The organism is Pseudomonas sp. LBUM1647 (assembly GCF_059716175.1).
Genome location: NZ_CP166809.1, coordinates 4,252,161 through 4,266,325 on the forward strand (window position 1 = coordinate 4,252,161; position 14,165 = coordinate 4,266,325).

19 protein-coding genes are annotated in these 14,165 nt (G+C 58.8%); 5 read left to right on the plus strand and 14 right to left on the minus strand.

The genetic code is table 11. The features are described from left to right. Positions 1-9: 9 nt before the first annotated feature. Both ACA059_RS19295 and ACA059_RS19300 read right to left on the minus strand, forming a co-directional pair. Positions 10-564: a helix-turn-helix domain-containing protein gene (locus ACA059_RS19295; protein ID WP_497630575.1), complete on the minus strand. Its 555-nt coding sequence runs from the start codon at positions 562-564 to the stop codon at positions 10-12. 25 nt (positions 565-589) lie between these two features. Next, on the minus strand, positions 590-1,879 hold the full coding sequence (locus ACA059_RS19300; RefSeq protein ID WP_497630576.1) for an NAD(P)/FAD-dependent oxidoreductase: 1,290 nt from the start codon (positions 1,877-1,879) through the stop codon (positions 590-592). Between the two features lie 9 nt (positions 1,880-1,888). Between ACA059_RS19300 and ACA059_RS19305 the strand changes: the two genes are divergently transcribed. Next, positions 1,889-2,002, plus strand: coding sequence for a hypothetical protein (locus tag ACA059_RS19305; RefSeq protein WP_497630577.1), 114 nt, complete (start codon positions 1,889-1,891; stop codon positions 2,000-2,002). Between the two features lie 35 nt (positions 2,003-2,037). Here ACA059_RS19305 and ACA059_RS19310 read toward each other — a convergent pair whose 3' ends face one another. Beyond that, the gene (locus ACA059_RS19310; protein WP_497630578.1) at positions 2,038-3,240 is read right to left on the minus strand and encodes an NAD(P)/FAD-dependent oxidoreductase; all 1,203 of its coding nucleotides are present in this window, start codon (positions 3,238-3,240) and stop codon (positions 2,038-2,040) included. A 293-nt stretch (positions 3,241-3,533) separates the two neighbouring features. Here ACA059_RS19310 and ACA059_RS19315 point away from each other — a divergent pair, with 293 nt between their 5' ends. Further along, on the plus strand, positions 3,534-4,103 hold the full coding sequence (locus tag ACA059_RS19315; protein WP_497630579.1) for an RrF2 family transcriptional regulator: 570 nt from the start codon (positions 3,534-3,536) through the stop codon (positions 4,101-4,103). 3 nt (positions 4,104-4,106) lie between these two features. Here the strand turns inward: ACA059_RS19315 and ACA059_RS19320 are convergent, their stop codons facing one another. After that, complete coding sequence (locus ACA059_RS19320) at positions 4,107-4,442, minus strand: hypothetical protein (protein WP_497630580.1); 336 nt, start codon at positions 4,440-4,442, stop codon at positions 4,107-4,109. 70 nt (positions 4,443-4,512) lie between these two features. After that, complete coding sequence (locus ACA059_RS19325; RefSeq protein WP_129443501.1) at positions 4,513-4,731, minus strand: hypothetical protein; 219 nt, start codon at positions 4,729-4,731, stop codon at positions 4,513-4,515. Positions 4,732-4,901: 170 nt separating this feature from the next. On the opposite strand from ACA059_RS19325, the gene ACA059_RS19330 reads away from it, so the two are divergent. Further along, on the plus strand, positions 4,902-5,141 hold the full coding sequence (locus ACA059_RS19330; protein ID WP_095129729.1) for a hypothetical protein: 240 nt from the start codon (positions 4,902-4,904) through the stop codon (positions 5,139-5,141). A gap of 13 nt (positions 5,142-5,154) precedes the next feature. Further along, positions 5,155-5,508 carry an osmotically-inducible lipoprotein OsmE gene (gene osmE / locus ACA059_RS19335; RefSeq protein WP_497630581.1) on the plus strand — a complete coding sequence of 118 codons (354 nt, stop codon included), beginning with the start codon at positions 5,155-5,157 and terminating at the stop codon, positions 5,506-5,508. A 57-nt stretch (positions 5,509-5,565) separates the two neighbouring features. Here the strand turns inward: osmE and ACA059_RS19340 are convergent, their stop codons facing one another. Then, positions 5,566-5,769, minus strand: a complete 204-nt coding sequence (locus ACA059_RS19340) for a DUF2188 domain-containing protein (protein WP_497630582.1) — start codon at positions 5,767-5,769, stop codon at positions 5,566-5,568. A gap of 211 nt (positions 5,770-5,980) precedes the next feature. On the opposite strand from ACA059_RS19340, the gene ACA059_RS19345 reads away from it, so the two are divergent. Beyond that, positions 5,981-6,343: an NUDIX hydrolase gene (locus ACA059_RS19345; RefSeq protein ID WP_497630583.1), complete on the plus strand. Its 363-nt coding sequence runs from the start codon at positions 5,981-5,983 to the stop codon at positions 6,341-6,343. A gap of 5 nt (positions 6,344-6,348) precedes the next feature. On the opposite strand, the gene ACA059_RS19350 is transcribed toward ACA059_RS19345, so the two are convergent. From ACA059_RS19350 to ACA059_RS19385, 8 genes are all read right to left on the minus strand, one after another. Further along, entirely contained in the window at positions 6,349-7,122 is a 774-nt protein-coding gene (locus tag ACA059_RS19350) for a 1,6-dihydroxycyclohexa-2,4-diene-1-carboxylate dehydrogenase (protein ID WP_497630584.1), read from the minus strand. A gap of 139 nt (positions 7,123-7,261) precedes the next feature. Continuing rightward, the gene (gene benC / locus ACA059_RS19355; protein ID WP_497630585.1) at positions 7,262-8,275 is read right to left on the minus strand and encodes a benzoate 1,2-dioxygenase electron transfer component BenC; all 1,014 of its coding nucleotides are present in this window, start codon (positions 8,273-8,275) and stop codon (positions 7,262-7,264) included. A 10-nt stretch (positions 8,276-8,285) separates the two neighbouring features. Continuing rightward, complete coding sequence (benB, locus tag ACA059_RS19360) at positions 8,286-8,774, minus strand: benzoate 1,2-dioxygenase small subunit (protein WP_497266193.1); 489 nt, start codon at positions 8,772-8,774, stop codon at positions 8,286-8,288. Beyond that, the gene (gene benA / locus ACA059_RS19365; protein ID WP_497630586.1) at positions 8,771-10,135 is read right to left on the minus strand and encodes a benzoate 1,2-dioxygenase large subunit; all 1,365 of its coding nucleotides are present in this window, start codon (positions 10,133-10,135) and stop codon (positions 8,771-8,773) included. The genes benB and benA overlap by 4 nt, the downstream gene beginning before the upstream one ends. Positions 10,136-10,434: 299 nt before the next feature. After that, positions 10,435-11,394 (minus strand): AraC family transcriptional regulator, encoded by a 960-nt coding sequence (locus ACA059_RS19370; protein WP_415769638.1) that lies wholly within the window; start codon positions 11,392-11,394, stop codon positions 10,435-10,437. A 223-nt stretch (positions 11,395-11,617) separates the two neighbouring features. Further along, on the minus strand, positions 11,618-12,547 hold the full coding sequence (gene catA / locus ACA059_RS19375) for a catechol 1,2-dioxygenase (protein WP_497630588.1): 930 nt from the start codon (positions 12,545-12,547) through the stop codon (positions 11,618-11,620). Positions 12,548-12,602: 55 nt separating this feature from the next. Next, a complete protein-coding gene (catC, locus tag ACA059_RS19380) occupies positions 12,603-12,893 on the minus strand; it encodes a muconolactone Delta-isomerase (protein WP_497630589.1) in 291 nt (96 codons plus the stop codon). A gap of 10 nt (positions 12,894-12,903) precedes the next feature. Further along, entirely contained in the window at positions 12,904-14,052 is a 1,149-nt protein-coding gene (locus ACA059_RS19385; protein ID WP_497630590.1) for a muconate cycloisomerase family protein, read from the minus strand. Positions 14,053-14,165: the final 113 nt, after the last annotated feature.

The following is a 14,165-nucleotide window of genomic DNA, read 5'->3' on the forward strand; positions in this document are numbered from 1 at the left end:
TTGTTTTTATCAGGTGTAAACCCAAAGCACCCGGGCGAGCTGATCCGAGAGGTTGCCGTAGCGACAATGTGTGTGACTGGCCAGCTGAAAACTGTCGCCGGTGCGCAATATCACCGGCTTATCGTCATCCAGCCACAGCGTCAGTTCCCCCTCGAGGACATAGCCACCCTGCTCCGAGCTGTCGTTCATGTGCCGATCACCACTGCTGGCGCCGGGCTCCAGTTGGCTTTCAAGCATTGAAAAGGACGCCCTCATCTTCGGAGAGACGAGGATGTCGGTAATCCCGTCGGCGTAATACAGCGTGCGTCGCTCATCCGGGCGGGTCACCCAAGGCAATGCCATGGGCTTGGGCAAGCTGTAGAAATAGGTGGTCGGCACGCCGAGTGTTTCGCTGATGGCGGTCAAGTCCGCCACCGTGGGACGTGACAACCCCCGCTCGACTTGCGAGAGAAACCCGACCGAACGACCGATTTTGTCCGCCAGGTCTTTCAGCGTGCATTTTTTGTGTTTGCGCAGGTCCTGGATCAGGATCGCGAGCGCCGAGATTTCTTCTTGCATGTCCATCTAAAGGCTTCCAGAAATTGATGCTTCAAATACTGTCGCGCAGCCGATACCAGGCCTTGCCGATGGCTTCCAGCGGTGCTGCCAAATACTGTCCACCGGGAAAACTGCCGTTGATCAAACCCTGATACAACGCCAGCTCATCCGGCTGGCCAAGTATCGCGTCGGACACGGCACGCGCCCCGGCCAAAGTCGGCAGCACGCCATGTCCTGAGTAACCCTGTAGCCAGTAGAGATCGCCACGTCCACCGATGTCAGGCGTGCGCTTGAGGGTCAGATCAATGTGTCCTCCCCAGGCAAAGTCCAGTTCGACGCCCTTGAGCTGGGGAAACACGCGCTCCAGATAGGGCCGTGTCGCAGCGGCGATGTCCTTCGGCATGCCGCCCAAATAGGTGCAACCACCACCGAACAGCAGGCGGTTGTCCGGCGTACGACGGAAATAATCGAGGACAAACTGGTTGTCGGTGACGCACACATTGCCGGGTAGCAACGCGGTCGCCTGCTGCTCTGAAAGTGGCGCGGTGGCCACCTGGTAAGTGCCAACCGGTAACACGCAACTCGACAGCTTCGGATCAAGCCGATCAAGGTAGGCGTTGCACGCCAGCACCAGCACGTCGGCGCGAATGCGACCGCGCTCAGTGGTGACTACGTACTGACCGCCCTCTTCGCGATAACTCAGCGCCTTGCTCTGTTCATGAATGTGTCCACCGGCCTGTTCAATCGCAGCGGCCAGGCCGAGCGCCAGTTTCAGCGGATTCAAATGCCCGCCTTCAGGATCAAACAGGCCTGCCTGGTAACGCTCACTGGCGACCCAATCAGGTAACGCTTCGCGCGCAATGAACTGCAAACCATCGTGGCCCCACTTGTGGCTGGCCTCGTGTTGCCATTCTGTCAGCAGACTCACCCGACGCGGCATCACCGACGTCCAGAGGTGGCCGGGCCGATAGTCACAATCAAAACCATGGCGCGCGGGCAAATCTCGCAACTCCCGTGCAGCCCAGCGCATGCTGTCCCATAACCGGCGCGCGCGCTCATAACCCAGCGCCGCCTCCAGCGGCGGCATGTCACACGACCAACCAAGAATGGCCTGACCACCATTGCGCCCCGACGCGGCCCAGGCCACCCGACTGGCTTCCAGCAACGTCACGCGCTTGCCGGCCAGGGCCAGACGCAACGCCGTATGCAATCCACTGAAGCCGGCCCCGATGATCAACACTTCGGTGTCCTGCTCGCCCTCCAACGCGGCTCGATCGAACAGACGATCGGCGCAGGTGTGGGCGTAATAGCTGGCGACGTGCTGGGTAGATTGCTGAAACATGCAGGCCTCGTGAATTTTTATACTTATATTTTCATGAAAAAGTACACGCTAAATTTCACGACCGCAACCGTTCAAGGCGCAAAAAAATCCCGCCCAAGAGAACCCGGGCGGGACTTTTTCTAAGCAGGCAGCGTTTTCGAAGCAACGCTGCCGACGTTTCAGGCGACAGGAATCATCGGATCCGCTGAAGCCAGCGCAGTGACGCGATCAGCCGCGGGCGGGTAGATCCACATCGTGTTGATCTGGGTCTTCAGCGCCTTGGCTTCCTCCTTGATCAACTTCACCTGGCGGTCCCAACCCTCGGTGTAGACCGCGCCCCAGGCGCCCAGATCCAGACAGGTCACGTATTTAGGCTGGCTGTACGGGGTCGGGTCCACGCCCAGGATCTGCGCGGCCACGTTGTTACCGGCATGACGACCCAGCGAGATGGCGTGCTGACAGGTCATCAATGCGAAGTTGCCGATGTCATCGCTGGCAGCGTAGGCCACGTCGCCGGTGGCGAAGATGTCTTCCTGGCCAATGACTTTCAAGTGAGCGTCGACGTGCAGACGGCCCAAGTGATCGCGTTCGGCCGGAATCTGCTCGGTCAACGAACTGGCGCGCACACCGGTGGTCCAGACGACGGTTTTGGCATCGATGCGCTGACCATCGGCCAAGGTCACGCCGTTTTCATCGACGGCGACCACCGACGATTTCAAGCGCCATTTCACGCCCGTTTCAATACTGGCTTCAGCGATCGACACGGCGATCTCGGCGCCCATGGACCCGCCAACTTTCTCGCCACGATCAACGATGATCACTTCGATGTCGGCACGGTCACCCAGGATGGCACGCAGACGCGCAGGCATTTCAGTCGCGGTTTCAATCCCGGTAAAGCCACCGCCGGCCACCACTACGGTGTTGCGAGCTTTGCTTTCTGACAGGTTGACCAGGGACTTGAGGTGATTTTCCAGGCGTACGGCCTGTTCGATCTGGTCGACGTCGAAGGCGTGTTCCGCCACGCCAGGCGTGTTCGGCAGTGCCAGACGGCTGCCGGTCGCCAGAACGAGTTTGTCGTAGCTGCACACTTGCTGGTTGCCGGACGCATCAAGGTAGCCGACACACTTTTGCTCAACGTCGATGGTTTCGGCAGAGCCCTTGATGAAATGGACGCCGACCGCATCGAACAGTTCGCCGATCGGTGCGGCCAGTTGGTGAGCATTTGGCTCGTAGAAGCGCGGACGGACTCGCAGCTCGGCCTGAGGGGCCAGAACGGTCACTTCAACGTCGTTGTGACCATGAATGTCGAACAGACGCGTGGCGCTCAAAGCCGTCCACATGCCACCGAAACCTGCGCCGATAACCAAGATGTGCTGTTTCATTTTTAACTCCGGGGGAGAAGACCCAGTGATGAATTCGTTAAAGGTCACGCTCTTCGGTAGCGACTGCGTACACTGCTGACCTTACAACGGCGACTATATTGATCCTAGTTACTAGGCACAAAACGAAATTACTGATGGTTAGTATCGAAAAGTTTGATTTGTCCAGAAAAGGACCAACAACCACCAAATATGCTGCTCATCGATAGAAAACAGACAATGAATACGGGATTGGATGCGTTGCCTTGCTAGCTTGCCGCTGTTAACATTTACGACTACTTCAGTCGGAGATTGATATGTCTCTTTACAGCGCAGGCGTTGAGTACGGCATTCATTGCCTGATTTTTTTGGTGGGCAATTGCGGCGACACCCGCGAGGCGAGCGTGCGTGACCTTGCCGAGCTGCAAGGCGTACCTCAGGACTATCTGGCAAAAATTTTCACCAAACTGGCCAAGGCAAAACTGGTGGTCGCCACTGAAGGCGTGCGCGGCGGGTTCAAGCTGGCCCGGCCTTCTGACGAAATCAGCATTCTGGATATCGTCAATGCCATCGACGGCCAGAAGCTCATCTTCGATTGCCGGGAGATTCGGGGGCGTTGCGCCTTGTTCGAAGGTTCCGCGCCGGCGTGGGCGCTGGCGGGTCAGTGCTCGGTGCATGCCGCCATGATGACCGCGCAGAAACGCATGGAAGACGCCCTCGCCCAGCAGACCATTCTTGATCTCGCCAGAAAAGTCGGACGAAAAGCGCCGGCGCAATTCAATGCTCAGGTGGAAAACTGGATGAACGATCGTCGGGAAAAGAAAATCAGTGTGAGTACTCAGGCAAGCGACGACCCGATCATCCAGGTGACCGATATCACCGACTAAACCTTAGAGACAATCACGCACTGCCTGACGCAACGCCCCTGATTTCGCCCAAGGCGGCCCCTGATAAAGCGATACGTGACTGCCATCCTTCGATTTCACGATATCCACGATCTCGTCGGCCGTGATGATGCTCGGCGCGGTGACTCTGTAGCCATTGGAAATCGCCGATTGGGTCGTGTTGGGTATCTCCTTCTGCCACGCCGGCAGAACGCACGCGGCATAGTCTTTTGGCGCCTTGTCGCTGTACTTGCTGACATTGGGCTCACCTGGCACCAGGGACGCGGGCAACGAACAGCCCGCCAGCAACGCCAACCCTACTCCCCCAATCAATTTGCGCATGACGCTTCCTTAACCCGAAAAAAGGGAATGTAGCGTGCCGCTGTCCAGACATCCATCCGTTGTACTGAACTCAGCAAGGGGCGTTGTGATCACCGGGATCCGGATACGACCGCTCGTTCAGATAAGTCATCCATCTTTCATACGCTTCATGCTGCCATTGAGTGACCCGCTCCCATTCCGGGCCGCTCAACTGATGTGCAGAAATCAGTTTCATCATTTCCGTGGTGGCCGCGTCCAGATCAACCATCAGCTCATGGGCATGAAATCTAAAGTCATCAGTCGCCGTCATTTGAAGTTGCCTCGCCCTAGCAAAAATTCACTACCTCACTACGACATCAGATCTGCGGATTCGCGCTCATTTTCCCGACAAAAGGCTGCACCAACGGTCCAGACGAACAAAACGTCCTGACCCGGGAAATGGGACTAAAATTTCGTAGCGGAGATTGGCAGGAGGTCATCATGTGGCTTAACGAATCTGAAAACGAACTTCGGCGTGACCTGCAAGGTGTTGCGTCGGATTTGAGATGGTCAGCGGTAGAGCTTTTGCGCATCGCAGAGCAGCTGCGCCTGGCCGGCAATGATGTGGATGCGCAAGCAACCCTGAAGCTGTGCGAGTTGTTTCAGGGAGATGAAGAACGACTGAAGGGTTATGCCGAGGAAGTGAAAGCCAAGATCATCACTCGAACGAAAGCTCAATAGCTGGAGCACTGCCATGCACAAGCCTCTATGCGCGCTGGTCGTTGTATTGGCCGCGACGGGTGGCTGCAGCACCGAATCGCGTGTCTATCGTGATCAACCGCTGGTCGCAAAGGTCGAGACCGGCATGAGCAAGGATCAAGTCCAGCAGATTGGCGGCCAGCCTTTATCCATAACGGATCGCACCGTTGAGCCTGGCACTTGCTTTGACTACAAGCTGACGCAGGCCGGCCATCAGCAAACGTACAACGTCAGTTTCGATGGCAGGGGCAAGGTCGACCATAAAAGTTTCATGACCTGCGCGGAATGGAGTCACGCGCAGCAAAAAGCCCGAGAGCCCTCCCGCAGCACCGGTGGCGGCGGTTATTAGCCCAGGACCTCAGCGCCCAGCAAAGAAAAGCCCCGGCGAACCGGGGCTGCAAGCACACTATTTATCTGATTTCTGGCTGCGTGCAGGCCGACTTGCCCTGGCCTTGTAGCCGGGAAGAGCGGCCGCATAGGCCAATGCTTCCTCTCTACTGCCAAAGGCTCCAAGCCGGTCACCTTTGGTGCACACCCGCCATGGGCCGTTGTTCACGCTGAGTACGTCATAACCGTTCATGTGCATTTTGGTCAGCATCGGAACGCTCATAGTCACCTCCATTTCGGCAGTGATGATCCTGGATTCACTTGAATACCTTACACCCGACCTTCCATGAAGTGCCAACCAGACGTCGCGCCAGGATTTCGGCGTCTGGCTGCACTTTCAACCTCGTCCATCACTCCAACCATTGAGACAGACGCCTCGGCTCGAATATTGCATTTTTATGACTGATTTATGACAAACGGCAATCAGGTAACACATGAAAGTACGCGCGACTGTCATTTGCGAGCAGGACCGGCACATTCTCCTGGTGCGCAAGCCAAGGAGTCGCTGGATGCTGCCCGGCGGAAAGGTTGAGCGTGGTGAAGCCATTGCCGACGCCGCCACGCGAGAGCTTCAGGAAGAGACAGGGCTTGGGGTCGACGGGTTGCTGTATCTGATGGAGTTGCAAACGGGCAGCACCCGACACCATGTGTACGAGGCCTCAGTGGCGAACGCGGATGAGGCCCGCCCGCAAAACGAAATTTACGATTGCATCTGGTATCCGCTGGACGCAGTACACAACCTGAACACCAGCGACGCCACGCTCAGAATCATCAAAGCGTTTCAGCGTCGCTTGTAAGTTGCTCAGCCCTGGTCGCCGCCACCGACCGGCATGATCATGCCGGTGATATAGGACGCTTCGTCGCTGGCCAGAAACAGAATAGCGCTTGCCTGTTCATCCAGCGTGCCATAGCGCTTCATCAAACTGCTGTCGAGCGTCTGGTCGACAATCTGCTGATACCAGACCTTCTCTTGCTCGCTCTGATCGGCGCTGTTGCGCGGAATGACCCGCGGCGGCGCTTCGGTGCCACCGGGCGCGGTGGCATTGACCCGAATCCCGCGACCGGCGGTTTCGAAGGCCAGGCAAGCGGTCAGCGCGTTGACCCCACCCTTCGCCGCACCGTACGGCACGCGATTGACACTGCGTGTGGCGATGGACGAAACGTTGACGATGGCACCACTCGCCTGTTCAAGCATGAACGGCAACGCGGCATGACAGCACCACAGCGTCGGGAACAGCGAACGGCGCACTTCAGCCTCGATCTGCGACGCTTCGTAATGCTCAAAAGGCTTGGTCCAGATCGTCCCGCCCACATTATTGACCAGCACATCCAGACGCCCGAAACGCTCGACGGCGGTTTGCATGACGCGGCTGCATTCGCTGTATTGCTCAAGATCGGCGGTCAGCGCCAGCACCTGGCTGCCCTGCCCCAATTGCTGCTGAACCTCGAACACCAGCTCGGAGCGATCGACCAGAATCAACCGCGCACCTTCCGCCGCCATGCGCTCGGCAACGCGCCGACCGATGCCTTGGGCAGCGCCGGTGATCAGCGCGACTTTTTCGTGAAATCTGTTCATACCCACCTCGTGTTTGCGCCACCCCCTCCGTAGGAGCTGTCGAGTGAAACGAGGCTGCAATCTTTTGATGTCGCCCTTGTAAAGATCGCAGCCTCGTTTCACTCGACAGCTCCTACAGGGACAATGCCGCAGAGAATACTTACGCCGCGCTGGCGGCAAATTTCTCGTAGTAAAAGTTTGTCGGCGCGATGCCTTTTTCACGGATGAACTGGCTGACGGCCTCGACCATCGGCGGCGGGCCGCACAGGTAGACATCGACGTCGCCTTCGTTCAAATGCTGCGGCTCGATGTGCTGGGTCACGTAGCCCTTGAGGGGGTGCTGACTGTCCGGGTTGGCGACGCAGGCACTGAAGCTGAAGTTCGGGATTCGTGTGGCAAAGGCTTCGAGTCGATCGAGTTCCACCAGATCGAAATCGTTGGTCACGCCGTAGATCAAATGCAGCGGATGCTCACTGCCCTGTTCGGCGATTTTTTCCAGCATCGCCGTGAACGGTGCCAGCCCCGTACCGCCGGCCAGCAGCAACAACGGACGGCGAATGTCGCGCAGGTAGAAACTGCCCAACGGCCCGGCCAGGCTCATGCTGTCGCCGGCCTTGGCCATACCGGTGAGGAAGCTGCTCATCAAGCCGCCGGGCACGTTGCGGATCAGGAAACTGACCTCGCCGTCGCGCTGCAACGAGCTGAACGAATAGGCGCGGGTCTGCTCGCTGCCGGGAATCCCGAGGTTCACGTATTGCCCCGGCAGGAACGCCAGTTTGCTCAGGGCTTCGCCCTTGATCGACAGCGCGATGGTGCTGTCGGACAACTGGCGCACGGCGCTGATGGTCGCGTCATAGCTGGCCTGACGGGTGCGGCACACCTCGGATGAGGTCGGCACGCGCACCACGCAATCGCTCTGGGCGCGCATCTGGCAGGTCAGGACGAAACCTTGCTCGGCTTCTTCCGCGCTGAGGGCGTCTTCGATGTACTCCTCGCCCAAATCATAACGGCCGGCCTCGGCGAAACACTTGCAAGTGCCGCAGGCGCCGTCGCGGCAATCCAGCGGAATATTGATGCCCTGGCGATACGCAGCATCGGCCACGGTTTCGCCGACATTGGCGTCGATGAATCGAGTGACGCCGTCTTCAAAATTGAATGCGATGGAATGAGTCATGACCGCTGCCTCACAGGTGGTAGACATCGATGACCTGGCGAACGTAGTCGTTCTTCAGGATCACTTTCTTGGCCTTGATCAGCGGGTTTTCACCGCGCACATCGAGGGTGTAGAAACTGCTGCCGAAATAGCTGTCGACGGTCTTGTAGCGAAAGCTCAGGGTGTGCCAGTTGAAGCGCACTTTGCACAGCCCGTCGGCTTGTTCGAGCAACTCGATATTGCTGATGTTGTGCGAGGTGCGGGTGTCCGGAATGCTCGCGCTGGAGCGCTCGGTCTTGATGCGGAAGACGCGGTCTTCCAGACCGGTGCGGTTGCCGTACCAGATCAGCGAGATTTCCCGCTGAGGGTCTTCGGTCAACTCGTCGTTGTCGTCCCAGGACGGCATCCAGAACGTCGCGTCCGGGGCGTATAACTCCAGCCATTCGTCCCACTGCCGGTCGTCGAGGTAGCGTGCTTCGCGGTAGAGAAAATCACGCACGGCGTCATAGGTGATGGTCATTGCACGGCCTCCACAGGAATCAGTTCGGACTGCTCGGCGGCCAAGGCCTTGAGCATGGTCTGCTGCCAATACTTGTGTTGCAGCACGAACAGGCCTTCGTCTTCGGTGCGCACACCGCTGAGCAGCGGATGCAGGTCGATTTCCTTGGCCGCGTCATCAGCGCCTTCGATCCAGTGTTCGGCGCCACGGGACATGTCGTTCCAGGCGGTCACGCTGCCCTGATAACTGGTCTGACAGGAACGGAACTCTTCCAGGTCGTCCGGGGTGGCCATGCCGCTGACGTTGAAGAAGTCTTCGTACTGGCGAATCCGGCTCGAACGGGCGTGGTCGCTTTCGCCTTTGGGGGCGATGCAGTAAATGGTGATTTCCGTGCGGTTGACCGAGATCGGCCGGGCGATGCGGATCTGCGAACTGAACTGGTCCATCAGGTACACGTTCGGGTACAGGCACAGGTTGCGCGAGTTCTCGATCATCCAGTCGGCGCGGCCCTTGCCGAAATCTTGAGCCAGTTCATCGCGACGCTCGTACAGCGGACGATCTTCTGGGTTGGACCAACGGGTCCAGAGCAACATGTGGCCCTTGTCGAAGGAATAGAAACCGCCGCCCTGCTTGGCCCAACTGCCGGCACTCATGGTTGGATTGCAATCGCCGGCCTCGCGCTGCTTGCGCTGGTTCTGGGTGGCCGCGTAGTTCCAGTGCACGGAGCTGACGTGATAGCCGTCAGCGCCGTTTTCGGCGGTGAGTTTCCAGTTGCCTTCGTAGATGTAGCTGGAGGAACCGCGCAGCACTTCCAGGCCATCGGCGGACTGGTCGACGATCATGTCGATGATCTTTGCCGACTCGCCCAGGTGTTCAACCAATGGCACGACATCGGCCTTGAGGCTGCCAAACAGGAAGCCGCGATAAGACTCGAAACGCGCGACTTTGGTCAGGTCGTGGGAGCCTTCGCAGTTGAAACTCGCCGGGTAGCCCGCTTCGGCCGGATCCTTGACCTTGAGCAGCTTGCCGGAGTTGTTGAAGGTCCAGCCGTGGAATGGGCAGGTGTACGAACTCTTGTTGCCGGACTTGTGCCGGCACAGCGTCGCGCCACGATGGCTGCAGGCGTTGAGGAACGCATTGAGCTCACCGTCCTTGTTGCGCGCGATGAAGATCGACTGGCGCCCCATGGTGGTGGTGTAGAAATCGTTTTTGTTGGGGATCTGGCTTTCGTGGGCCAGGTACAGCCAGTTGCCTTCGAAGATGTGCTGCATCTCGAGATCGAACAGCCGCGGGTCAGTGAACATCTCGCGCTTGCAGCGATAGATGCCCTGTTCTTTGTCATCTTCGAGCAGGGAGTGAAGGTATTCGGGTCGCAGGGACATGGCCGCCGCCTCCATTGTTTTTATTCAGGCAGGGCCATGCTAGGACAGGGGGAAGTGGCGGACTATCCGCTGGGTGCAGACCTGTATCCGTTTACTGCAAACGGCCCACTACCTGTAGCAGCTGCCGAGCCCGCGAGGCTGTGGCGAGGGGATTTATCCCCGTTCGGCGGCGAAGCCGTCGTAATCCATTGGACGCGGTGTGGCTGGAAAAACAGGGGCCGCTTCGCAGCCCAACGGGGATAAATCCCCTCGCCACAGCCTCGTGGGCTCGGCAGCTGCTACAGGTGCTTTGCGGTGTTTCAGTGGCGGCGTTTGAGGGTGTCCGACGGTAATTCGCCGAACTGTTTGCGGTAGCTGTCGGAGAATCGTCCCAGGTGCAGGAAGCCGTAATCCATCGCCACTTCCGTGACGTTGCGCACGTTGCAGGTCGGGTCGCTCAGGCAGGCGTTGATGCGCTCAAGGCGTTTTTGCCGGATGTAGTTTTTCGGCGTGGTGCCGGCATTGCGTTCAAACAATCCGTACAACGAGCGCAGACTCATCCGCGCCTGGCGCGCCAGTTCTTCACTGTCGATGTCCTGTTTGAGGTGGCCTGCGATGTAGTCGGCAATCACCTCGAACGTGGCCGTCTGTGAGCCGAGACTGATCCGGCTGACGTTGGTCTTCATCAGGCTGAGCATCTTGCTGACGATGATCTGTGCGTAGTGCTCCTGCACCTTGGGAATCTGCTCGGTGGCCTCGGCTTCCTGGCAAATCATCGCCAACAAACCGACAAAGCCTTCCAGTTCATCGAGCTGATAACGGTTCTCCAGAAACCGCACGCCCTGCCCCGGATACCGCCAGCGCTGCTCATCGCACACGGACTCCAGCAACGTGGTGGGGACTTTGAGGATGAATTTTTCGCAATCGTCGGAATACGTCAGGTCCACCGGATCATCGGGATTGATCAGCAGCAACTCGCCGGGTGCGAAGTAGTGTTCCTGGCCGTGGCCGCGCCACAGGCAGTTGCCACGCAGCAGCACTTGCAGGTGATAGATGCTTTCCAGCGCGCCGGAGGTGACCCGTACGCTGCCGCCATAGCTGATGCGGCACAGGTCGAGGCTGGCAAACTTGCGATGATTGAGGCTGGCCAGCGGTCGCCCGGCCCGGGGCATCAGAATGCAATGATTACCGACATGCTGATTGACGTACCCCGACACCGCGTAAGGGTCGGCGTGGTCGAATACAGTGCTGCGCTGACTCAACAGTTGCGCTTGCATCATCGGGTCACTCTCATTGTTGTTATAGGTTGCGTCGGGGCATTCTAGAACAGTGCGCGCAACGGTGTGTCAGTAGGCCGACGTGCTGCCAGTCGGTTAACCGAAACCCGTGTGGGAGCGGGCTTGCTCGCGACGGCGGTGTGTCAGTCAGTGTTGATGCTGAAGCTGATGACCCCTTCGCGAGCAAGCCCGCTCCCACAAGGTCGGGTTCGATCACATCGCGCTGTCAGTCCTCGAGTGCGCGGACCCGCTCGTGGCGTTGCTGCTCGTCGGGTTGCGCGGAGGTCTGCAAGGTGAAATCGAAGTCGATTTCGGCAAAGCGACCGCCCACACCATGGGCCGCCGCACGCTGTTGATCGTCACTGAAGGTGATTTTGGCAATCAGCTCGTCACGGGTGGCATAGGCGAAATCGTCGTGCAGGTATTGATCGCCATCGAGGTTGATCTGGGTGGTCAGGTGACGATGATCCGGCGCGGAGATGAAGAAGTGAATGTGTGCCGGCCGTTGACCATGACGGCCCAGTTGATCGAGCAGTTGCTGGGTCGGACCGTCCGGCGGGCAGCCATAGCCCGACGGCACGATGCTGCGGAAGCGATAACGACCTTCGGCATCGGTGACGATACGACGACGCAGGTTGAACTCCGATTGAGTGGTATCGAAGTAGGAGTAAGTGCCGCCGGTGTTGGCGTGCCAGACATCCACCACCGCACCGGCCAACGGTTCGCCGACGGTGTTCTTGACCTGGCCCTGCATGAACAGCACCACACCCGGATCGACGCCGTCATCCAGTCGCGCTTCGCCTTCCGACAGCGGCGCACCCGCCACGTACAGCGGGCCTTCGATGGTCCGCGGTGTGCCGCCGGCCTTGCCGGCCTGCTCGTCTTCAGCGTCCATCAGCAGGTCGAGATAATGTTCGAGACCGAGCCCGGCCACCACCAACCCGGCCTCTTGACGCGCACCCAGCACGTTGAGGTAGTTGACGGCTTTCCAGAACTCTTCCGGCGTCACGGCCAGGTCTTCGATGATGTTCACCGAATCACGCAGGATGCGGTAGACCAGGGCCTTGACCCGCGGGTCGCCGGCGTCATTGAGCAGACCGCTGGCCTCTTCGAGAAACTTCTGGACACTGGCAGTGTGGGAAATCTTGACGTTCATTTTGGTGGGTTCCTCATCTTGTAATTATTAGCGTAGCGAACTGAACAGGCTGGGTTCAGCGGTCATCCTCGCGGATGGAAGAAGGATGCCGGCACATCGCGTCGACCTCGATCGCCATGTACGGAAACAGCGGCAATTGCATGAGCAGGTCGTGCAGTTCCTGAACGCTGTCGACGTCGAAAACGCTGTAATTGGCATAGTGCCCGGCGATGCGCCACAAGTGACGCCACTTGCCTTGCTCTTGCAGGCGCTGGGCCAGGGCTTTCTCGTCGGTCTTTAACTTGTTGGCCGTTTCCGGATTCATGTCGACCGGTAGATTCACGGTCATTTTTACGTGGAACAGCATAGTGCTCTCCTCAGGCTTGATGAATGGCAGTCGACGTTTTGTCACGACGGAAGAACGCCAGACGTTCTTCATCGAGGCTCAGGCCCAGCCCCGGTGTTTTCGGCACGTGCAGCTCAAAATCGCGATAGACCAGCGGCTCGCTGAGAATGTCTTCAGTCAGCAGCAGCGGGCCGAACAGCTCGGTATCCCACGCCAGCTTGTTCAGCGTGACAAAGGCATGGGCCGAGGCCAGTGTGCCGATGCCACCTTCGAGCATGGTGCCGCCATACAGGCCGATACCGGCGGCTTCGGCGATGGCCGCGGTTCGCAGCACGGCGCGCGGGCCGCCGTTCTTGGCGATCTTCAAGGCAAACACTGACGCCGCGCCTTCTCGGGCCAGATTGAACGCATCTTCCACGCATTCGATGGATTCATCGGCCATGATCGGCGCCGGGCTCATGGCATTCAGGCGCGCCATGCCGGCGCGGTTGTTGCGTGAGATCGGCTGTTCGATCAGGTCGATACCGTTGGTCCCGAGGATGCGGCAAGCGCGCAACGCGACCGCTTCATCCCAGGCCTGATTGACATCGACCCGCACGCTGGCGCGGTCGCCCAGGGCTTTCTTGATTGCAATAACGTGGGCCAGGTCGCGATTGACCTCACCGGCACCGATTTTCAGTTTGAAAATCCGGTGGCGGCGCAGGTCGAGCATTTTTTCCGCTTCGGCGATGTCCTTGTCGGTGTCACCACTGGCCAGGGTCCACGCCACTGGCAGTGCATCGCGAACGCGGCCGCCCAGCAACTCGCTGACCGGCAGCCCAAGGCGTTTGCCCTGAACGTCGAGCAAGGCGGTTTCGATACCTGATTTAGCGAAGGTGTTGCCACGGATGCTGCGCTCCAGGCGCAACATCGCGGCATTCACGTTGGCGCTGTCCTGGCCCAGCAACAGCGGCGCGAAGTGTCGGTCGATGTTGGTCTTGATGCTGTCAGGGCTTTCGTTGCCATAGGCCAGGCCACCGATGGTGGTCGACTCGCCAATGCCTTCGATGCCGTCGGCGCAGCGCACGCGAATGATCACCAGGGTCTGGTTCTGCATGGTGTGCATCGCCAGCTTGTGCGGGCGGATGGTCGGCAGATCGACGATGATCGTCTCGATCGATTCAATGGCAGTTGCAAGCATGTCGATACCCATCAGGTTCTTAAAGTTCTGGAACCGATTCTGGTACGGCTTTTTTCGGGAAGCCAATATAGAATTGGTCTAACTTGATACCTTTAAGGTATGCAACCGACTTG